At 56.0% G+C, this 20,938-nt stretch carries 19 protein-coding genes; 10 read left to right on the forward strand and 9 right to left on the reverse strand.

Going from position 1 to position 20,938, the window contains the following annotated elements; genetic code table 11:
- Window positions 1-22: 22 nt before the first annotated feature.
- Entirely contained in the window at window positions 23-1,435 is a 1,413-nt protein-coding gene (locus VHE34_RS13290; RefSeq protein WP_325588636.1) for a hypothetical protein, read from the reverse strand.
- A gap of 179 nt (window positions 1,436-1,614) precedes the next feature.
- On the opposite strand from VHE34_RS13290, the gene VHE34_RS13295 reads away from it, so the two are divergent.
- Window positions 1,615-3,342, forward strand: a complete 1,728-nt coding sequence (locus tag VHE34_RS13295) for a phospho-sugar mutase (protein ID WP_325588638.1) — start codon at window positions 1,615-1,617, stop codon at window positions 3,340-3,342.
- Between the two features lie 218 nt (window positions 3,343-3,560).
- On the opposite strand, the gene VHE34_RS13300 is transcribed toward VHE34_RS13295, so the two are convergent.
- The 5 genes from VHE34_RS13300 to VHE34_RS13320 all read right to left on the reverse strand — a co-directional run bounded on the left by VHE34_RS13300 (window position 3,561) and on the right by VHE34_RS13320 (window position 10,844).
- Window positions 3,561-5,948, reverse strand: a complete 2,388-nt coding sequence (locus VHE34_RS13300; RefSeq protein WP_325588640.1) for a ribonucleoside-diphosphate reductase subunit alpha — start codon at window positions 5,946-5,948, stop codon at window positions 3,561-3,563.
- Between the two features lie 25 nt (window positions 5,949-5,973).
- On the reverse strand, window positions 5,974-6,945 hold the full coding sequence (locus VHE34_RS13305; protein WP_325588642.1) for a ribonucleoside-diphosphate reductase small subunit: 972 nt from the start codon (window positions 6,943-6,945) through the stop codon (window positions 5,974-5,976).
- A 180-nt stretch (window positions 6,946-7,125) separates the two neighbouring features.
- The gene (locus VHE34_RS13310; protein ID WP_325588644.1) at window positions 7,126-8,451 is read right to left on the reverse strand and encodes a glycosyltransferase 87 family protein; all 1,326 of its coding nucleotides are present in this window, start codon (window positions 8,449-8,451) and stop codon (window positions 7,126-7,128) included.
- The gene (locus VHE34_RS13315; RefSeq protein ID WP_325588646.1) at window positions 8,451-9,644 is read right to left on the reverse strand and encodes a Gfo/Idh/MocA family oxidoreductase; all 1,194 of its coding nucleotides are present in this window, start codon (window positions 9,642-9,644) and stop codon (window positions 8,451-8,453) included. Before VHE34_RS13315 ends, VHE34_RS13310 begins: the two co-directional genes overlap by 1 nt.
- Window positions 9,645-9,656: 12 nt before the next feature.
- Window positions 9,657-10,844 (reverse strand): nucleoside permease, encoded by a 1,188-nt coding sequence (locus VHE34_RS13320; RefSeq protein ID WP_325588648.1) that lies wholly within the window; start codon window positions 10,842-10,844, stop codon window positions 9,657-9,659.
- A 147-nt stretch (window positions 10,845-10,991) separates the two neighbouring features.
- Here VHE34_RS13320 and VHE34_RS13325 point away from each other — a divergent pair, with 147 nt between their 5' ends.
- The gene (locus tag VHE34_RS13325) at window positions 10,992-11,648 is read left to right on the forward strand and encodes a protein-L-isoaspartate(D-aspartate) O-methyltransferase (RefSeq protein ID WP_325588650.1); all 657 of its coding nucleotides are present in this window, start codon (window positions 10,992-10,994) and stop codon (window positions 11,646-11,648) included.
- Here VHE34_RS13325 and VHE34_RS13330 read toward each other — a convergent pair.
- Entirely contained in the window at window positions 11,645-12,496 is an 852-nt protein-coding gene (locus tag VHE34_RS13330) for an alpha/beta hydrolase (RefSeq protein ID WP_325588652.1), read from the reverse strand. The genes VHE34_RS13325 and VHE34_RS13330 overlap by 4 nt on opposite strands.
- 19 nt (window positions 12,497-12,515) lie before the next feature.
- Here VHE34_RS13330 and VHE34_RS13335 point away from each other — a divergent pair, with 19 nt between their 5' ends.
- Genes VHE34_RS13335 through VHE34_RS13355 form a run of 5 tightly spaced genes read left to right on the forward strand, consistent with a single transcriptional unit; the run spans window position 12,516 to window position 16,520 of the window.
- Complete coding sequence (locus VHE34_RS13335; RefSeq protein ID WP_325588654.1) at window positions 12,516-13,277, forward strand: Rossmann-like and DUF2520 domain-containing protein; 762 nt, start codon at window positions 12,516-12,518, stop codon at window positions 13,275-13,277.
- A 13-nt stretch (window positions 13,278-13,290) separates the two neighbouring features.
- Window positions 13,291-13,812, forward strand: a complete 522-nt coding sequence (locus VHE34_RS13340) for a KdsC family phosphatase (protein ID WP_325588656.1) — start codon at window positions 13,291-13,293, stop codon at window positions 13,810-13,812.
- A gap of 7 nt (window positions 13,813-13,819) precedes the next feature.
- On the forward strand, window positions 13,820-14,770 hold the full coding sequence (locus VHE34_RS13345; RefSeq protein ID WP_325588658.1) for a geranylgeranylglycerol-phosphate geranylgeranyltransferase: 951 nt from the start codon (window positions 13,820-13,822) through the stop codon (window positions 14,768-14,770).
- A 3-nt stretch (window positions 14,771-14,773) separates the two neighbouring features.
- Window positions 14,774-15,337: a Maf family protein gene (locus tag VHE34_RS13350; protein ID WP_325588660.1), complete on the forward strand. Its 564-nt coding sequence runs from the start codon at window positions 14,774-14,776 to the stop codon at window positions 15,335-15,337.
- A 19-nt stretch (window positions 15,338-15,356) separates the two neighbouring features.
- On the forward strand, window positions 15,357-16,520 hold the full coding sequence (locus tag VHE34_RS13355) for a DUF2851 family protein (RefSeq protein ID WP_325588662.1): 1,164 nt from the start codon (window positions 15,357-15,359) through the stop codon (window positions 16,518-16,520).
- Window positions 16,521-16,697: 177 nt separating this feature from the next.
- Here the strand turns inward: VHE34_RS13355 and VHE34_RS13360 are convergent, their stop codons facing one another.
- Window positions 16,698-17,120, reverse strand: a complete 423-nt coding sequence (locus VHE34_RS13360) for an OsmC family protein (RefSeq protein ID WP_325588664.1) — start codon at window positions 17,118-17,120, stop codon at window positions 16,698-16,700.
- Window positions 17,121-17,171: 51 nt separating this feature from the next.
- On the opposite strand from VHE34_RS13360, the gene VHE34_RS13365 reads away from it, so the two are divergent.
- The 3 genes from VHE34_RS13365 to VHE34_RS13375 are packed head-to-tail and all read left to right on the forward strand — an operon-like array spanning window position 17,172 to window position 19,913.
- Complete coding sequence (locus tag VHE34_RS13365) at window positions 17,172-18,026, forward strand: hypothetical protein (RefSeq protein ID WP_325588666.1); 855 nt, start codon at window positions 17,172-17,174, stop codon at window positions 18,024-18,026.
- Window positions 18,027-18,040: 14 nt separating this feature from the next.
- Window positions 18,041-18,949, forward strand: coding sequence for a lipoyl synthase (lipA, locus tag VHE34_RS13370; RefSeq protein ID WP_325588668.1), 909 nt, complete (start codon window positions 18,041-18,043; stop codon window positions 18,947-18,949).
- A 1-nt stretch (window position 18,950) separates the two neighbouring features.
- On the forward strand, window positions 18,951-19,913 hold the full coding sequence (locus tag VHE34_RS13375) for a phosphodiester glycosidase family protein (protein ID WP_325588670.1): 963 nt from the start codon (window positions 18,951-18,953) through the stop codon (window positions 19,911-19,913).
- Window positions 19,914-19,932: 19 nt separating this feature from the next.
- On the opposite strand, the gene VHE34_RS13380 is transcribed toward VHE34_RS13375, so the two are convergent.
- On the reverse strand, window positions 19,933-20,919 hold the full coding sequence (locus VHE34_RS13380; protein ID WP_325588672.1) for an ROK family protein: 987 nt from the start codon (window positions 20,917-20,919) through the stop codon (window positions 19,933-19,935).
- Between the last annotated feature and the right edge of the window lie 19 nt (window positions 20,920-20,938).

Genomic DNA, 20,938 nt, shown 5'->3' on the forward strand with positions numbered 1-20,938 from the left:
GTTTAACTTTTGGTTAATGAGATTACGCGCGGGGGCTGATCGTAGTGATCTTATATTGAACTTTTATGCCACGTGAACTCTTTGGCGCCTCCTGCATCAGCGCGGAACCCGCGCCAATGTTCCGGAAATAAAGGTTCTCCGTCTTATAGACCTTTTTATTCGCCTGGATGTACTGGACTTCCACTACGACAAGGTCAAGGGGGTATATGGAACGGTTAGTGACGGTCAGCTGCAGATCGCTGATGCCGCCGAAAGTTCCGACATTATAGCCGTTTGCTCCGACGGAAACCTGGCTGCTGACGGCAGCCCTTACGGCCTCTTTGTCGACGGGCTTTGTCTCAGGCATTGATTCGACAATATCCGCGCGATGAACGGCCTCGCGGTGCGCGTTCGATCCTGCGGCAGAATCCTTTACAGCAGGGAGAGCCGCTGCACTCTTCCTGGGCGTAACTGGTCTTTCCTTCAATGCCCCACGAGCAGGTTTCGCGATGGGAGGAACGGAGGTCCTGGAGCCATCCGCACCACTTCCAGGGGCAATCCCCAGCGAATCAGCCGGCTTTTCGTTTGTGGCAGCCGTTAGAGCGGGGCTCGCGGCGGAAACCGGCAACTGTTGCGAGACGGGGTGCGCAATGGATGGGCTCGTATTTTCAGCCGGGTTCTTCGACGCGATCGTTTGTCGAACACCGGTAGCGTTCCTGTTCAGTGAAAGGCCGATAAAGATACCGGCGGCGAGCACCGCCAGAACCGTCGCGCCGATCACCAGTGGGCGAACGATGCGCGCGTTATACTCTTTCCTTTTCCGCCGTGGAGAAACTGCCTCAAGTTGTTCTTCGAGGGAAGGCAACTGAGAAGAATAATCCTCAACTCTGCGGCTGGCATTTGCGGCGGCATATCCGGGCCCGGAAGCATAAGCTGCATGCGAGGGATCGGGCGTGGCGGGTCGAACGGACTCCCGGACGTGCTCTTTGGCCGGAATCTCCCGTGCTACAGATGATTGGGTCTCGCGGGCTTCGCGTGCCGGCAGGGCCGGGTTACGGCCGGCAGGCATCGTGACATAGATGATGCGTTTGCCGGGAACGGCGGAGGGCTCTCCGGTATATAAAGGAAGTGCGGGAGCGGGCGCCTCCGCACGAAAAGGCCCAGGCCCGGCAGGAGGTATGACGATGGAGACGGGCTCGGCATCGATCGATTTTGCAGTGACGACGGGCTCCTCAGCCGGCTTTGCCGTAGTGACAGGCTTTTTGTAAAACCGGTCGAAGGGCTGTTCTTCTACCGGGGGCGCAAATGCGCTAAGCTCTTCCATTTCGCAGGGATATCTCCAGGCAGCACTCTTCCCTTCTAACCAAACGAGATCGTAGGCTTTCAATCCCATGCTCTTCAGATCGTCCACTGAGTAGGGGCCGCTTTGCTTGTTATTACGAAGGAGCAAATACATATCCATTCCGTTATGACGCAGATTCTGGCGGGCTTTCAATGGATTTGAGGAAGGGGAGCGGCCAGCGTTGGGCCGAATACAAATGTACTATTTTCGTTAATAATAACATCGTGTCGTTGAAGATTTGTTAGTATTCATAAGATGAACGATCTTCGAAACCCTATATAAATTAATGAAGTATGGACGTTGCAATACAGGAAAAAGTGAATGCCTGGCTGAACGGGAACTATGATCAGGCCACCAAGGACGAGATCATCCGCCTGCAGAACGAAAACCCCACCGAACTGACCGAAAGCTTCTACCGGAACCTGGAATTCGGAACCGGCGGCCTGCGGGGCATCATGGGCGTCGGGACCAACCGGATGAACAAGTACACGGTGGGAATGGCTACCCAGGGATATTCCAACTACCTCAAGGCCTCCTTTCCCGGCAAGGAAGTGAGGGTAGCGATCGCTCATGACAGCCGCAACAACTCCCGTTTTTTTGCGGAAACCGCGGCTAATGTATTCGCAGCCAATGGAATAAAGGTTTTTCTCTTCCAGTCGCTCCGGCCGACGCCCGAACTCAGCTTTGCCATCCGCCACCTGCATTGCCAGGGGGGACTGGTTTGTACGGCCTCTCACAATCCCAAAGAATACAACGGCTATAAAGCATATTGGGAGGACGGCGGGCAGCTGGTGCCGCCGCACGACAAGAATGTCATCCGGGAAGTGGAGAACATCGCCTCGCCGGACGAAGTGAAATGGGGAGGCGGGGAATCCAACATCACCATGATCGGGAAAGAATTGGATGAGGCCTATATAGCCATGGTCCGGAATCTCTCCGTTTACCCAGAAGTCATTGAACGTCAACATAATTTGCGAATCGTTTATACCCCGATCCACGGAACGGGGATCAAACTGGTGCCCGAAGTGCTCCAACGGTTCGGATTCACCAATGTTCACGTCGTGGATGAGCAGGCAACGCCCGATGGCAATTTCCCGACGGTGATCTACCCCAACCCCGAAGAGAGCGATGCGATGGCTATCGGGCTCCGGAAGGCACAGCAGATCGACGCGGATATTCTCCTTGGCACCGACCCGGATGCCGACCGGGTGGGCATCGGGGTGAAGGACCGGAAGGGTCAATGGGTCCTGCTGAACGGGAACCAGACCGCCGTCCTGGCGTTCAACTATATGATCGAAGCCCGGAAGGCCAAGGGGATCGCCACTGCCGCCGATATGGTCATTAAAACGATCGTGACGACGAACCTGATCGACGAGATCGCCGCGAGAAACGGCGTCGAGTGTTACAACACCCTCACCGGCTTCAAGTGGATCGCCGAGCTGGTCAGGGAAAAAGAAGGCAAAAAGAATTATGTCATCGGCGGCGAGGAAAGCTACGGCCTGATGATCGGCAGCCAGATCCGGGACAAGGACGCCGTGAGCGCGGTTGCCCTGCTCTGTGAGATGGCCGCCTATGAAAAAGACAAGGGCCGCAGCCTGTTCGATAAATTGATCGATCTCTATGTAGAATACGGGTTCTACAAAGAACACCTCATCTCCATCACCAAAAAAGGGATGAATGGCCAGAAAGAGATCGCCGGCATGATGAGCGTCTACCGCAACAATCCTCCGGCTGCGATCAACGGGTCGCCCGTGACGCAACTGCTGGACTATGAGCTGCAGAAAGGCCGTAACCTGCAGACAGGGGACAGCTGGACGATCCCGCTGCCGAAGTCGAACGTGCTGCAGTTCATCCTCGCAGATGGCAGCAAGATCTCTGCCCGGCCTTCAGGGACGGAACCGAAGATCAAATTCTATTTCAGCGTGCATGCGCCACTGGCGTCCCCGGGAGAGTTCGACAGGGTGAACGGCGAACTGTCCGCCCGCATCGACGGCATCATCAGGGATATGCAGCTAAAATAAGATCCGATAAGATTACAAAGCCATCTGGAGAATTGCAACGAGAACGAAAAGACTTGCGCTGAGTAGGTTGGTGCGTGTGAACATAACGGTTTTTTTTATAGGGTTACAGATTTTCTACGTAAGCTAAAATAGACACAAAGAACCGCAATGACAATAGTAAAAATACTTAGGCCCCCAAATTCTACCGGGGGCCTAAGTGTTTTATTTAGCGTAAGCTCTTAGGCACTGCAGGTGACACACCCTTCCTGCATAGTGCAGGTGGGCCCTATCATATCTTCCCCTTCATCGGCAGAGGCGACCTGGATAGCGGCCGGGTTGGCCAGCGGTTCGATCATCTTACCGCCCTGGCGTTCTACAGTGAACTGAACGGCCTGGGACGCCGCTTGTGTGCGCAGGTAATACATGCCGGTTTTCAGTCCTTTTTTCCACCCGTAGAAGTGCATAGAAGTCAGTTTGCTTGCGGAGGGTGTATCTACGAAGAGGTTCAGTGACTGCGACTGGCAGATATAGGCGCCGCGGTCGGCGGCCATATCGATGATATTGCGTTGCTTGATCTCCCAAACGGTCTTGTAGATATCCTTGATCGCCTGCGGGATCTCGTCGATGGCCTGGATGGAGCCGTTATGGAAGATGATCTTGTTCTTCATTTCCTCGTTCCAGAGATTGAGGTCGACCAGGTCCTTGAGGAGGTGCTTGTTGACCACCACGAATTCCCCGCTGAGCACCCGGCGAACGTAGATGTTGGAGGTGTACGGCTCGAAGCACTCATTATTCCCGAGGATTTGGGAAGTAGAAGCCGTAGGCATGGGCGCCACCAGCAGGGAGTTGCGGACTCCGTATTTCATGACCTCGGCCTTGAGGGTGTACCAGTCCCAGCGAAGGGTCGGTTCAGCGCCCCAGAGATCGAACTGGAACTGGCCTTTCGAAGCCGGGGAGCCGGCAAAGCTGGAGTATGGCCCCTCGACCTTGGCCAGGTCCTTCGAGGCAGTCATCGCGGCGAAGTAAATCGTCTCGAAGATCTCTTTGTTCAACTGCTTGGCCTTGTCGCTCTCGAAGGGCAGGCGCAGCAGGATGAAGGCGTCGGCCAGGCCCTGGACGCCAAGACCGATAGGACGATGCCGGAGATTGGAATTGCGGGCCTCTTCGACGGGATAGTAATTGTAATCGATGATCTTGTTGAGGTTCTTGGTTACCTCATAGGTCACGTCATACAACTTCTGGTGATCGAACTGCCCGTTGATGACGAACCGGGGCAGGGCCAGCGATGCGAGGTTGCACACGGCGACCTCATCGGCGGAGGTATATTCGATGATCTCCGTGCAAAGGTTGGAGCTCTTGATGGTGCCGAGGTTCTGCTGGTTGCTCTTCCGGTTGGCGGAGTCCTTGTACAGCAGGTAAGGCGTGCCGGTCTCGATCTGTGCGTCCAGGATGGCAAACCAGAGGTCCTGCGCCTTCACCGTCCGGCGGGCGCGGCCTTCGGCTTCATATTGGTTGTAGAGTGTTTCGAATTCTTCACCCCAGGTCTCGTGGAGACCCGGCGCCTCGTGGGGACAGAACAGGCTCCAGTCACCGCCGGCTTCGACGCGCTGCATAAAGAGGTCGGGGATCCAGAGGGCATAGAAGAGGTCGCGGGCGCGCATCTCATCTTTGCCGTGATTCTTGCGGAGATCGAGGAATTCAAAGACGTCGGCATGCCAGGGTTCGAGATAGATGGCAAAAGCGCCTTTGCGCTTGCCACCGCCCTGGTCCACATAGCGGGCCGTGTCGTTGAAGACCCGCAGCATGGGGATGATCCCGTTGCTGGTGCCGTTGGTGCCGCCGATATAGGAGCCGGTGGCGCGGATATTATGGATGGACAGACCGATGCCGCCGGCGGATTGCGATATTTTTGCCGTCTGCTTGAGGGTATCGTAGATACCGTCGATGCTATCGTCCTTCATCGTCAGCAGGAAGCAGGAGCTCATCTGGGGCTTCGGGGTTCCCGCGTTGAAGAGGGTGGGGGTGGCGTGCGTGAACCAGCGCTCGCTCATCAGGTGATAGGTCTTGATCGCGGACTCGATATCGTTCTGGTGGATACCGATAGCGACCCGCATATACATATGCTGCGGGCGCTCGACGACCTTGCCGTCGACCTTCAGGAGGTAGGATTTCTCCAGGGTCTTAAAACCGAAGTAGTCGAAGCCGTAGTCACGGTCATAGATGATAGTCGAGTCGAGGAGCTCGGCGTTGTCGCTGATGATCTGCCATACTTCGTCGGACAGCAGGGGAACGAGTTTACCCGTCTTGCTGTCGCGGCATTCGTAAAGCAGCTTCATCGTATCGGAGAAGCTCTTGATGGTATTTTTATGCAGATTGCTCACGGCAATGCGGCTTGCCAGCAGGGCATAGTCCGGGTGCTTTACCGTAAGAGAGGCGGCCGTCTCGGCGGCGAGGTTGTCCAGCTCGGTGGTCGTAACGCCGTCATAGAGCCCTTCGATGACTTTCTTGGCGACGTCGATGGAGTTGACAAACCGGCGGTCCAGGCCGTAGCAGAGCTTTTCTATCCGGGCGGTAATTTTATCGAACTTCACGGACTCGGATTTTCCGTTTCTTTTTTCAACGAACATATATGTAGAATTTAATGGTAGCTTGTTAAAAATCTTCTTCGAGGCTGAAGGTCTGCGCCTCCTTGCCGGACATGACGCCGGACTTCTGGTAATCACCAACCCGTTTCTCGAAGAAGTTGGTCTTACCTTGCAGCGAGATCATCTCCATGAAATCAAAGGGGTTGGTCGTATTGAAGAGCTTGCTATACCCAAGCTGGTCCAACCAGCGGTCGGCGACGAACTCGATGTATTGCTGCATGAGGCGCGCATTCATCCCGATGAGGTCGACGGGCAGGGCCTCCGTGATGAATTCCTTTTCGATGGTTACGGCGTCGCCGATGATGGCGTGCACCTGCTCCTGCGAAAGCTTGTTCTCCAGCATGCTGTAAAGCAGGCAGGCGAATTCGCAATGCAGACCCTCGTCGCGGCTGATCAGCTCGTTGCTGAAGGTCAGGCCGGGCATGAGCCCTCTTTTCTTCATCCAGAAAATGGAGCAGAAGCTGCCGCTGAAGAAGATGCCTTCCACGGCTGCAAAAGCGACCAGGCGTTCGGCAAAGTTGCCGTTCTGGATCCAGCGAAGGGCCCACTGTGCTTTCTTCTGCACGGCGGGAACGGTATCGATGGCATGGAAGAGGCGGTATTTTTCTTGCGGATCCTTGATATAAGTGTCGATGAGCAGGGCGTACGTTTCCGAATGGATGTTCTCCATCATGATCTGGAAACCATAAAAGCAACGGGCTTCGGGCAATTGGACCTCGCTCATGAAGTTGACGGCGAGGTTTTCATTGACGATACCATCGCTGGCGGCAAAAAAGGCAAGAACGTGCGAAATAAAATGGCGCTCGCCATCGTTTAATTTCGCCCAGTCCTGAAGATCACCCCCCAGGTCGATCTCTTCGGCAGTCCAAAAAGAAGCCTCGTGCTTCTTGTACATCTCCCACACTTTGGGGTAGTTGATCGGCAGGATGACAAACCGGTCCTTATTTTCCTTCAATAAGATCTCGTTTCCGTTCTCCATTTGTTTAACAGATTGCAGATGAATAGTGTTATGACCACAATGGTTTGGGTAAAACCTTGGCGGCAGGGGACTCATCCGGTCGGGTAGTGCTCCCTTCCTGTGAAGAGCTAACTCAAAAATAACATAGCCCAGCAAAAAACGCAGGACTTGTTACTAACACCATGTGCCTAACTTTTGCGGCTATTTCGGAAGGCTTACTGGCGGCGGATTTTGCGTCCTGAACGTGCGCAAATCCAGCGCCATGGCCAGCAGTACGGCCAGGATGCCGTATTCGGCAAGCGTATTTTGCATTTTCAGGAAGGGCAGATGAAAGCACCAGAGCAGGAGGCATAGCAATAACAGCCCGTATCCTGCTTTTTTCCGGGGCGATAGCTGCGTAGCGGCGAGCATCAGCGGCAGTATCCACTGCACGGTGTAGTATTGGTGCCGGTAGACAGGACTAAAAAGATCCGCGATCATGAAGAGGCAGAAACCGAAGATAGCCACCCATGGCGTATCCTGCGCCTCGAAGGGGCGACATCGAAAATAAAAGAGCAGGGCAAGCAAACCGATCCCGCCGAAGGATAACCATCCCATCGTGGCGACGGACAATTGCCGGTGGAAGACGCCCTGAAAAAGAACGAAGAAATTCCCGTTCTCCGAATAGATCTTTGCCGGCAACGTCTTCATGTAGTGATCTGCTTCGAGCGTATCGATCCCTTCCCATCGGGGATAACGCGGGTCGGGGTCGTTATGCTGGATGGCAGGATGCAGGTTTTGATTGATCCGGATCGCCTCATTGACGTTGCTGAAATAATCCCGCCACAATCCTCTTTCGTGTGTGCTGGTCAGCGCCCAGCCTCCAAACAGCGCCATAGGGATACAAAAGAAGAGCCACCATCGGCGGGGATGCGTTTGTACCAATAGCCAAAAGGGCGGAAAGAAAAGCAGGGTGTTCACCCGGATGAGGATCAGGCAGGCTGCAGCACACCCGGCGAGGATCGCATTCGCCGGGTGATCCTTTTTTTTCCAGAAGACCAGGAAAAGCATGGCAAAAAAGGGGATGCAAAGATAGGTCTGCCCATTGGCGGTATGTTCTTTCCAGCCATTGGTCAGGAGCACCGCACCGAAGACCAGCACCACGGCCTGTCGCCGGGCCGTCGTCGGAGCGGTGAGAAAGGCAAAGAGGGTGATCGCCCCCAACATAAGATATTCGATGACGAGCCAGTATTCCGAGATCCTTGCCTCGGGTTGTTCGACGAGGGGCGATAGCAGCCGGTAGAGGACGGGCGTAGAGGTCATATTGGAGGGCCGGACGCTATCGAAATTGCCGGGATCATAATAGCGAAGGCCGTCCCCGGTCTTCCATTTGTAGAAGTAAGGGGAACGGCCGTCTTTTATCATTCTTGATCCCGTGACCCGGTTGCGTAAATCTCCATTATACGCCTTTTCATAATGGATATCCCGGTTGATCGCATAGATGAGGATGCCGGTCACGGCCGCCACCACCAAAAGCCACCGGAGCATCAGTCAAGCACTTTTTCCGTGATCTTTCCGGTGGTTTTATCCTTCAGGATGACTTTTTTCGCGCCATAGTGCGTCATTTCCTCCTTGATCAGGTAGTGGTTGGCGTCGTATTCGGTGAGATGACTGTCCTTGGTGACGCCGATCTTACCGCGCCAGATATCGAGCCTGACAGGTTCCCAGAGCTTTGTCTTCGCCGATCGGTAGGCCGCGTCGAGAATGGCATTGACCACATAACCGTCGTAAAAGGTCTCCTTTGGCGCCTTGCCCTGCTCGAGGGCATTGAAGACATCGGTGAACATATGGTTATAGCCGAGGTCGTTCACTTCGTCGCCGACGGGAAACAGCCAGCCGCTGTTGCTTTCGGCCTTTTCGGCGACATAGTCGGCGCCTTTGCCGGTGGTGAACATCTCCAGACCGGTACGAAGGAAGTTGTTGATAAAGATGGTTCCTTCGGTGCCCATCACTTCGTCGCGAAGATCCATACCTCCACGGAAGGTCCAGCTGACTTCGAACTGGCCAATCGCGCCGTTCTCATATTTCACCATCCCGATCGCATGATCTTCGGCCTCGATAGGTTTAACCTGCGTGTCGGCCCAGCACATGACCTCGACGGGCTTGATGTCCTTGCCGATGAAGCTGCGGGCGATTTCAACGCAATGACAGCCGAGGTCGAGGATACAGCCGCCACCGGCTTGCTCAAGATCCCAAAACCATTCACTATGCGGGCCAGGGTGGGTCTCCCGGGATTTGGCCCATAAGATGCGCCCGAGGGCCCCGCTAGCGACGCTTTGGTGCGCTTTCAGGAACTTTGGCGTATACACCAGATCTTCCAAGTACGCATTTAAAATGCCCGCGTCTTCCACGGCTTCCAGCATCCTGCGCGCTTCGGTGGCATTCCGGCCCAGGGGTTTGGTGGTCATCACGGCCTTTTTGTGCTTGCAGCAGAGGAGGACGGCGATCTCGTGGAGGTTATTGGGCAAAGAGATACAGACCAGGTTCACCTCGGGATGGGCGATGGCTTCCTCCATTTCGGTGGTCCAGTGCTTGCATTTATAATCTTTGGCGAATTTCTCCGCGCTTTCCTTGCGGCGGGAATAGACACTGACGATGGAATCCCGGCTGCGCTGGCCGAGGATGGAGTCGGCGTAGAACCGGGCGATGAAGCCGGAGCCGAGCATGGCAATCTTTACCATAGTAAGAATTATTTATTGGTTAACTGTCAATTGTTTTTTCTCGCGGAAGAAGAGGATGAAATAGATCAGCACGGCGGCGGCGATATAGGCCGGGACGAGCCAGATATGCCTCCAGTCGTGTTGATTGGTGCTGATGGCGTACTTGTCGTCGATGTACCCCGAGAACCAGGTGCCGATGAACATCCCTAAGCCATAAGTGGCAAAGGTAAAGAGCTGCTGGGCGGCATTCTTGATCCTTTCGCCTGCTTTCTTCTCCGTATACATGTACCCCGTGACGAAGAAGAAGTCGTAGCAGACGCCGTGGAGGATGATACCGGCGTAAAGCATCCACTCGTTGGCGCCGAGGCCGCCGTACGCAAAGCAGATATACCGGAGGATCCAGGCCGTCATACCCATCAGCAGCATTTTTTTGACCCCGATGCGGTTGAACAGAAAGGGGATGGCCAGTATGAACAGGCCTTCCGAGTATTGTCCCAGGGTCATCTTGGTGGCGGAGTTCTGCATGCCGAGCTCGACGAGGAAATTGTTGGCGAAACCGTAGTAGAAAGACAGGGGGATACAGACGAGAATGGCGGCGATAAAGAAGATCAGGTACGGCTTATCCTTGAAGAGAACAAAGGCCTCGGTACCGGGCGCCTGGGATTCCTTGCCCTTTGGCGGCGTGTTCGGGAGTACGAAGCTGAACAGGCCGAGCAGGACGGAGGCTCCCGCGGCGATCTGGAAAGTGGAAGGCGATTGTTCGAGTTTGAAGCTGCCGATAATGGTCCCCGCAACGATCCAGCCGAGGGTGCCGAAGACCCGTATCCATGGAAACTGTTTTCCCGCATCGGTCATCTGGTAGAAGGCGACGCTGTTGGAGAGGGCGATCGTCGGCATATAAAGAAGGGAATACAGCAGGATCGTCCAATAAAAGAGAGCATTATTGCTGATCATCGGGACCAAAAAGAGGAGTATGCCCCCCAGCACATGGAGGACGCCCATAATGCGCTGGGCGGCGAAATACCGGTCGGCGACAAGCCCGACGAAGAAGGGAGAGATCATGGTGGCGATGGCCAGGGCGCTGTAGGCCGCGCCGATCTGGATACCGGATGAATGCAAAGCCGCAGGCATATAAGAGCCCATCGTTACGTACCAGGCGCCCCAGATGAAGTATTCGACGAACATCATGAAGGCCAGTTGACTACCTGTTTTAAATTTCATTGTACGATTGAATTTTGATTTCGGCAAAAAATTGGCAAAATATAATTTTTTGCCTGCATGTTCACAATGATTGTCCGCTTTCGCGGACGAACCGAACGAAGTTCGGTTGCACGAGGTTCGAATATAGGCATTAAATTGCACCTGTTTATGAGAACATTCGAAGACAGTTACCGCCATAAAGGGCTGCGCAGACAGCTGGTGGAGGTGATCCGCCAGAAAGGGATCACGGATGAGCGGGTATTGGACGCCATCCTGCATATCCCGAGGCATTTCTTTATGGATTCCGCATTCGATAAGATCGCATATGAGGACCGGGCCTTCCCCATCGGGGAGGGACAGACCATTTCTCAACCCTACACGGTGGCTTATCAAACCCAGTTGCTGGAAATAAAACCGTATGAAAAAGTCCTCGAGATCGGTACGGGCAGCGCCTACCAGGCATCGGTCCTTGCCGAGATGAAGGCGCAGGTGTATACCATCGAGCGGCAGAAGAAGCTCTTCGATTTGAACAAGCAATTTCCTTATCTCAAGAAATATCCCTCCCTGAAGTTCTTTTATGGCGACGGCTACGAAGGATTGCCCACCTATGGTCCCTTTGACAAAGTGATCGTCACCGCCGCCGCTCCCTTCATCCCGCCAAAGCTTGTTGACCAGCTGAAACCGGGCGGCCTGATGGTGATCCCCGTCGGCGAGGGCCAGGTCCAGCGGATGCTAAGGCTGACGAAGCAAGCCGACGGGACGGCGACGCAGGAAGTGTTCGACAACTTCTCCTTTGTACCGATGGTGGAGGGGAAGAACAGCTAGAGAAAGGCGATGATCTTTGCCCTGATCTCTTCATCCTTATAGACCTTCCGGTGACCCAGCCCTTTCGTCCAAATGAATTTGACGTTTTGGTGGGAGTCCTGTTGGATCAGCAGCGCTTCTTTCAGCGGGGTGATGCGATCGTCTTCGTCCTGTATATACAGCACCGACGCATTGTTATGATGAAGCGCCCGGCGCAGGGAATACCAGTCGAAGTGATGGCCGCTGGTCTCCTGCACATAGTCATCCATTTCTTTAACGACCTCCGGGGACAGCTGCAGCCGGTGGGCGAAGACGCTGACGGCCGTCGTCGTCTCGACGGCAGGCGCGATCAGCACGAGACGGTTGACCCGGTTATGAGGGTTGTTCTCGAGGAAAAGGGCCAAAGCCAGTCCGCCCAGCGAATGGCCCATATAGGAGTGAACAGGGCCATAGCTCTGTTCGATGTGCCGAAGTACGCCGACATAATCGGGGATTTGGATGCGGCGGCCGCCGGACGCGCCGTGAGCGGGGGCGTCGAAGGCCAGGACCTCGTATCCTTTCCGTACCAGTGCGGCAATATAGCTTCCAAAATGACAGGACGCGGATTCGAACCCATGGGCAATGAGCACTTTTTTGCGCGGCGGCGCATCGGCGGGCAGCCAGCGGCGCCCGCGGACGGTGTGACCGGCATAACGGAAGGAGAGGGGTTCGCCGCTCTCGAAGAAGGCGGAACCTTTTTTAGTGACCCGCTGCTGCGGAGTGCAGAATAGTTTGAACGCCTTCACCGCCGCCTTTCGCGGCGAGGCCAGGGAAAGGATGTTTATCCGGGCGCGTGTATATCGGAGTGCCAGTTTTTGCGATATCTTCATAGCGGCATAAAATTACAGAATGAAGGTAACAATCATCGGATCGGGAAATGTGGCCACGGTAATGGGCAGTACGATCGTCCAGGCGGGGCATTCCGTGTTGCAGGTGGCGGCGAGAAATGGCGCCGCGGCGGCGGAGCTTGCGGCGCAATGGGGCTGCGACTATACGACGCAGTGGGAAGCGATCGGGCCCTCCGCGGATCTTTATATCGTGTCGCTCAGCGACCGGGCGCTGCCGGAGCTGAACGCCGGGCTGCGATTGCCGGGCCGGTTAGTGGTGCATACTGCGGGGGCGGCGCCGTTGTCGGCGCTGGCTTCGGTCAGCGAGCGGTATGGGGTGCTCTATCCCCTGCAGAGCCTGCGAAAGGAGGTCCGGCCCTTCCCGGAATTCCCGTTGCTCATCGATGCGGCACGACCCGAAGACCTGATGTTGCTCGACGGATTCGCCCGGACCCTCGCCCGGCAGGTGCAACGCGCCGATGATGCCTTACGGCTGAAACTCCATGTGGCCGCGATCTTTGCCAACAATTTCACCAATTACCTCTATACGCTTTCGGCCGATTTCTGCCGGCGGGAGGGGATCGATGGTACCCTGCTGCTGCCGCTGATCCGCGAGACGGCCGAACGGGTGGAACGCTATGACCCGCGGACCGTGCAGACCGGGCCGGCCATCCGCGGCGATCGGGCGACGATGGAGCGGCACCTGGAAGTTCTTGCGAAATATCATAATATGAATGAATTGTACCGGATCATCTCCGGACAGATAAGTGAGTATTATAAATAGTATTTTTGTCCCCATGAGCGTATTGGAAAAATTCAAATCGATCAGGACTTTTGTATTCGACGTAGATGGGGTGATGACCGACGGCAGCGTGCAGATATTCGAGACGGGCGAGCAGGTGCGGCGGATGAACACCCGGGACGGTTATTCGCTGCAACTGGCGGTCAGGAAAGGGTACCACGTAGTGGTCATTTCCGGAGGGAACTCCGAGGGTGTGCGTCGACGGCTGCAATACCTGGGCATCAAAGACATCTTCCTGGACGTTCATGACAAAGTCGCCCTACTGGTTCGATATGCCAAAGACCATGGGCTCGATGAAAAAGATATGCTCTATATGGGGGACGATATCCCCGACTACGCGGCGATGCAGCATGTCGGGCTGGCCTGTGCGCCGTCGGACGCCGCGCCGGAGATCAGGCATATTGCCGCCTATATCTCTTCTTTCGGCGGGGGGCAGGGATGTGTGCGGGACGTCGTCGAAAAGGTGTTGAAATTAAATGGACAATGGGACCTGGATCAATCCGTAGCCTCAAAATAACTTCGGTATGCCGCAATTGATTGGAGCTTTTTTTCGCCTTATCCGCTGGCCAAACCTGGTGTTCATCTTTTTAACCCAGCTGCTGTTCTATTATTTCATCCTGTTGCCTTGTTACGGCTGGAGATATGTCGAAGTCCCGGCCATGATACCGAAGCTAACCCCGTTGCTGTTCTATCTTCTGTCCGCCTCCTCCGTCCTGATCGCGGCGGCAGGCTATGCGATCAACGATTATTTCGATCTGAACATCGACCGGGTGAACAAACCCAAGCGGATGGTAGTGGAGAAGGTGATCAAGCGCCGGTGGACGATCCTCTGGCACTGGCTGCTTTCAGGTATCGGCGTGGTGCTGAGCCTCTATGTAAGCTGGCGGATCCGCAACCCGATCATCGCCGTGGCCAACCTCGGCTGCGTGGTGTTGCTCTATTTCTACAGCACGACCTTCAAGCGAAAGCTGCTGATCGGAAATGTCATCATCTCCCTGCTGACGGCCTGGGTGATCCTGGTGCTGTTCGTTTGCGAGGCGAGGATCACGACCGATCCCATCGCCCGCGAGATCAGCGCCCGCATCTTCAAGTTTGCGATCGTCTATGGCTCCTTCGCCTTTATCATCTCCCTGGTGAGGGAGGTCGTCAAAGATATCGAGGACCGGGACGGGGACGAAAAATATGGCTGCCGGACGATGCCCATCGTCTGGGGCGTGAATGTTGCAAAGGTCTTTGCCGGGACATGGCTGGTGGTGCTCATCGGGGCGCTGATCATCTTTCAATTCTATGTGCTGCAAAAGGCATGGTGGCAGCTGATCCTGTACAGCATCCTGCTGATCGACCTGCCCTGTCTCTGGCTGCTGCGCAAGCTGTACCGGGCACAAACGCGGGAGCAGTATCACCTGATGAGCAATGTCATCAAGGGAGTGATGCTGACGGGTATCTGTTCGATGCTGTTGGTGCTGTCAAATTGATCTATGGAACCTATCATACTGGCGTCGGGTTCACCCCGGCGCAAACAATTGCTGGAATGGGCGGAGGTGGATTTTGAGATCCGCGTTAAAGATACCCCGGAGAACTGGCCGGCGGGGATGGCGGTCATCGACGTTCCCGTGCACATCGCCCGGAACAAGGCCCTGGCGGTAAAGGCCGGCGCGGAGCCGGGTCGCGTGGTCGTCGCCGCGGACACAATTGTCGTCCTGGGTAATGAGATCATCGGAAAGCCCAGAGACCGGGCCGATGCCATCCATATCCTGTCCCGGCTGGCGGGACAGCGGCATGAGGTGATCACGGGCGTGGTGCTGTTGAAGGACGGCGAGGAGTGCGCCTTTGCCGACATAACGGCGGTGTGGTTCCACCCTCTGACGACCGCCGAGCTCGAGGCGTATGTCGACAAATACAAACCCTATGATAAGGCCGGCGCCTATGCGATCCAGGAATGGATCGGGGTTGTCGGCATCAAAGGGATAGAAGGAGACTTTTATAACGTCATGGGCCTGCCGGTGAGCAGGGTGGTGCAGGCACTGCGAAGGTGGAGTTAACCTAACAAGGAGGTTAACCATGCGCGAAGAATTATTACATTTCATCTGGCGATATCGCCATTTTCATCAACAGGGACTGGTAACCGAAGACGGGCGGCCCCTCGGCATCGCCTTTCCGGGCGAGCCGAATACCAACCAGGGGCCCGATTTCCGGGATGCGAAGCTGTCGATCGGCGGCGAAGCTCTCACCGGCGCCGTGGAGCTGCATATCCGCAGCTCGGATTGGCTGCGGCATGCCCACGATGGCGATGAGCATTACCGGTCCGTTATCCTGCATGTGGTGTGGGAGCACGACCTTGCGGAGCCGCCGGGCGGCATACCCGTACTGGTGTTGCAGGACCGTGTTGCCAAGCCTTTACTGAGCCGGTACCAACACCTGATGAGGCTGCAGGGGTTTGTTCCCTGTGAGCGGCAACTGTCCGCGGTCGGGACCGGCGTCTGGCGACAATGGATGCAGACCCTGGCGACCCGGCGCCTGCAACGCCGGGCGCTGGTGATCTTTGGGTGGCTGGAGCATCTCCGGCAGGACTGGGAGGAGACAACCTGGTGGCTGATGGCGCGGAGCCTGGGGCAGCCTGTCAATGCAGCGGTCTTCGAGGCAGTAGCCCGAAGCCTGCCCTTGCGGCTGCTGCGGCGGCATAGGCTGCATGCCCCCACGCTGGAGGCTCTTTTACTGGGCCAGGCAGGACTGTTGAAGGAAGGGGAAGGGGCATATCGGGAATATGGTTTCTGGCAAACAAAATATGGACTTCGGCCCGTGTCGCAACCGGTGTCCTTTCTCCGGATGAGACCGGGACATTCCCCCGGGCTGCGGCTGACCCAACTGGCAGCGCTGCTGGCGGACGGGAAAGGCTGGTTTTCGATAGTGCGGGACGCGGTGTCCATGGAGGAGGTACTGCAGGCATTGAGCGGAGTGAAAGGCCTCGGGGCCGAAATGCGGCGCGGAATGCTGATCAATGCATTCATCCCGGTGCTGTTTGCCTACGGGCAAACGGAAAAGGCGTTGCGTTGGATGGAGGGGCTCAGGGCCGAGCGGAATGCGACGGTCCGGTCCTGGCAGAGGTTGGGCGTGGTGGCGGGCGATGCGGCCGGGTCGCAAGCACTGCTGGAGCTCAAGAATGAATATTGCAACGCCCGGCGATGCCTCGAATGTGCGATCGGCCGGGCGCTGCTGGCAGCCTAGACGCGTTTGGGAAAAGTACGCGCCGGCTGCCAACGGCTAATGTCGGGCCTTCGGCCTGCGAACCCGTGGTTCGCTTTGGGCGGCCTAGCCGCGTATGAGGAAAGTACGCGCCGGCCGCCAACGGCTTATTTCGGGCCTTCGGCCAGCGAACCCGTGGTTCGCTCAGTCAAATGCGGCCTAAGCGGGAACCGCGCTGTTCCAGTGAAACTCGACATTTACCTTCATATCCGGATGAATACTGTACATCACCGGGCAGGTCTCGGCGACCCGCTGCAGAATGGTCTTTGTCTTCTCATCGAAAACCTGGCCGGCCGGAAAGTCGAAAACGACATCGACGCCGGCGATGCGCCGCGGGTCGGCCGCCATGATCTTCTTAACGGATAGCTTCATCCCGACGAGGTTGACCCCCATATCCCGGGTCTTGATGCCCATGGTGGTGGCCATGCAGGCGCCAAGGGCGGTGGCCACGAGGTCGGTGGGGGAGAAACGCTGTCCTTTCCCCTGGTTATCAGTGGGTGCGTCGGTCTCTATTTCTGTCCCGGATTGCAGGTGTTGGGCAACCGTTCTCAAATCTCCTTCGTAAATAACTGTTGAGGTCATTGGACAATAAATTTTACATAAATTTACGCCAGTTAAATTAAATCGTTAGCAGTGAAGAAACCAAAGCCGAAAATTTCGGCGCATCCGAAGGATATACGTAAAATTCTCCTGACCGTTCTCGCCTCGACCCTGGTGCTGCAGCTTTTTGCCCAAAATTCGGATAGTACCAACATGGTATCGAGGCGTAACCGGCAGAACTCCAAGCGCGACCGGATGAACAATCTGCTACGAATGGAAGAAGAAGGGGATCTTATCTTCAATAAGCATAATATATTCGGTATCCGGTTGGCTTCCGATGGATACGGGATCAACTTTGAGAAAGGGAAGTTCAAATCGCCCCGGAGAACCCTGCTTTTTCAGTTCGAGCTCAATGAAAAGAAGGATCCGAAAGAACATCATATCTCCGCCACCTCCGATGGGATCAATTTCTCTTCGGTGGTGCCTTATAAATTGAATAATCTCTACGAGTTCAAGATGGCGATCGGCGAGGAGCGGCTGCTTGGCGGGAAGGGCAACCGGAACGGCGTGGCGGTCACCTACCTCTATTCCTTCGGCGGCACCCTGGGTATGCTGAAGCCCTATTACCTGGATGTTCAGAACCAGGTCACCGGGGCTTCTTTCCGCAAAACATACGATCAAATGGTGGCCGACACGGCGTCGGGGGACGTGATCACCGGCGCCTCCGGATTCACAGTGGGCTGGGGCAACCTGACAATCAAGCCGGCGGTGAATGCCCGCCAGGCAATGCGATTCGACTATGGCCGGTTGAACCAGAGCGTAGCTGCCATCGAGGTCGGCCTGACCGAAGAGTTCTACTTCAGCAAGATACCGCTGGTCTACCTCGTGAACCAGCGCCGGTTCTTCTTCAACGCCTATGTGGCGATCCTTTTCGGGAATCGAAAATGATGTATTTTTGTTTAATGGAATTAAACAAAAGTGGAACTAATATACAGAAGCCCAATTGGTTACGCGTAAAACTCCCTATCGGGGAAAACTACAAGCACGTCCGCGGGCTGGTAGACACTCATAAACTTCATACCATTTGCGAGAGCGGCAACTGCCCCAATATGGGTGAGTGCTGGGGGGAAGGCACGGCCACCTTCATGATACTCGGGAACGTCTGCACGCGCAGCTGCGGTTTTTGCGCCGTTGCGACGGGCCGGCCCGATCCGGTGGATTGGGATGAGCCCCAGCGGGTGGCGGAAGCCATTTACCTGATGAAGGTCAAGCACGCGGTGATCACCTCCGTCGATCGCGACGAGCTGAAGGACGGCGGCAGCATCATCTGGCAGAATACCATCCGGGCGGTGAAAGCCCTGAATCCCCATACCACGCTGGAGACGCTGATCCCCGATTTCAAGGCGGAGAAAGAGAATATCGCCCGGGTGATCGAAGCGGCGCCCGAGGTGGTCTCCCACAATATCGAAACGGTAGAGCGGCTGACGCGGCAGGTGCGTATCCAGGCCAAATACTGGCGCAGCATGGAAACCCTCAAGGTGCTCAAGGAAGGGGGGATGCGGACCAAGAGCGGGATCATGCTCGGTCTTGGGGAGTCGAAGGAGGAAGTGGTCCAGACCCTGGGTGATTTGCGCAACAGTGGTGTCGATGTCGTCACGCTGGGGCAATACCTGCAGCCGACGAAGAAGCATCTGCCGGTGCTCCGGTTCGTTCATCCCGATGAGTTCGCCGAGTTGAAGGAGATAGGTTATAACCTGGGTTTCGACTATGTGGAAAGCGGTCCATTGGTTCGCAGCAGCTATCACTCCGAGCGTCATGTCATTCCCGGCTACGGCCGTGGGCAATGGCTGAAGGCGAAAGAAGCTATTTAATATGGCCAAAACGGTTGCGCTTTGCTTGCTGTATCTGTTGCCTTCCGGGTTTTGTCATGCGCAACTGCTGCATTGGCAACGGATAGACTCCCTCTACGGCGTCCTTCCAGGCTCCGTTCATGTATATCGCAGCACGGACAGCCTCGAAGGCTTCCCCTCCGTCGCTTATTATGTTTCCGCCAGGCTGAAGGATAAGGATATCCAGTTCTCGGCGACAACGGGACAGGGTAAGCGCTTTACGCCGGAGCAATATTACCAGATCGAGCAGTCGCCGCTGGTAGTCGTGAATTGCACTTTCTTTTCCTTTAGCACCAATGAGAACTTCAATCTCGTCGTCAAGGACGGGAAGCTGGTGGCCTATAATGTCACCTCGCTGCGGGGAACGGGCAACGACTCCCTCTTCTATTATTACCCTACGCGTGGCGCCATCGGCATCGACCGGAAACGGCGGGCGGATGTCGCCTGGACCTTTACGGACAGCAGTCGCCGGTGGCCGTATGCGTTCGAGGACGGGCCTGTCATTGCGAAGGGAAAGGATACGGTGCCCTCGATCTATAGCCTGAACGACATCGAATGGAAGTGGTGGAAGATGCGGACGGCGGTGGGCGGCGGACCCGTGCTCATCCATGATGGGGCGATCCGCATCACGACGCGGGAGGAGCAGCTGTTCCCCGACTCCCGTTCCAACGGGGAGCGAAATCCCCGGACGGCGATGGGCTATACCCGCGATGGCCGGCTGATCATCCTGGTGGTGCAGGGGCGAACCCCGGGGATTGCCGCGGGAGCAAGTTTGCAGCAGGAAGCGCAGCTGCTGTTGCAGCTGGGTTGTTACGAAGCGCTGAATCTCGATGGAGGCGGCAGCAGCTGTCTGCTGGTGAATGGCCGGGAGACCATCCGTCCTTCGGATAGGGAAGGGCAGCGACCGGTGCCGGCCGTGTTCCTGATCAAACTTGCTAAAAACTAGGCGTTCAAAGCCGGACGGCTTACGCCTTCATATCCCACACAAGCGCGCTGGCGCCGAGGATCGCGGCGTCGGATTCCTTCAGATGGCTGACCAGTATCTTCACCTTGTTTTGGAATACCTGGATCAGATTTTCTTCCATATGCTCACGGGTCGGCTTCAGGATCAAGTCGCCGGCCTTTGTCAGTCCGCCGAAAAGAATGATCGCTTCGGGGCTGGAGAACATTACGAAATTGGCGAGGGCCATACCGAGGATGGAGCCGGTGAAGTCGAAGATATCCTTTGCCAGTTTATCGCCCTGGATCGCGGCGTCGTAAACGACGCGGGAGTCGAGGCGTTCTTTCGGCGTGTTGCGCAGCAGGCTGAACTCGTCGCTTTTCTCGAGCATCTCGATGGCGGTGAGCTTTACTCCCGTAGCCGAAGCGTAGGATTCCAGCGACCCCTTCTTGCCGGTGCCTTCGTGGTAGCGGCCGCCGGGGATGACGGTAGTATGTCCGAGCTCGCCCGCGAAACCGTCATGGCCGTAGATCAGCTTGCCATTGGCGACGATACCGCTGCCAACCCCTGTACCAAGCGTGATCATGATGAAGTCCTTCATCCCCTTGGCAGCGCCGTACATCATTTCACCTATTGCTGCTGCGTTCGCGTCGTTGGTCAAAGTCGCCGGAAGCTGAAACTTGTTCTGGATCAGCTTGGCCAGGGGGATGATCCCGCGCCAGGGCAGATTTGGGGCATATTCCACCGTGCCGCTGTAATAGTTGCCGTTGGGCGCGCCGACCCCGATGCCCCGGATGCGGCCCGTTCCGCCGGCCTTGTCGATGAGGGGAGCGACATGATTGTATAGTTCATCGATAAAACCCTCCACCTCGGAATGTCCGCGGGTAGATATCTCGCTGGAGAAAAGGACGTTTCCGTTGCGGTCAACGATGCCGAATTTTGTACCGGTGCCACCGATGTCGATGCCAATCGCGAGCGGATCATAAGGTGTGGAGGAGGCGGCTTTTGCCATGAATCGTTTGTTTTTGTGT

Origin of the sequence: Puia sp. (genome assembly GCF_035546395.1) — a bacterium.
Classification (GTDB): domain Bacteria; phylum Bacteroidota; class Bacteroidia; order Chitinophagales; family Chitinophagaceae; genus Puia.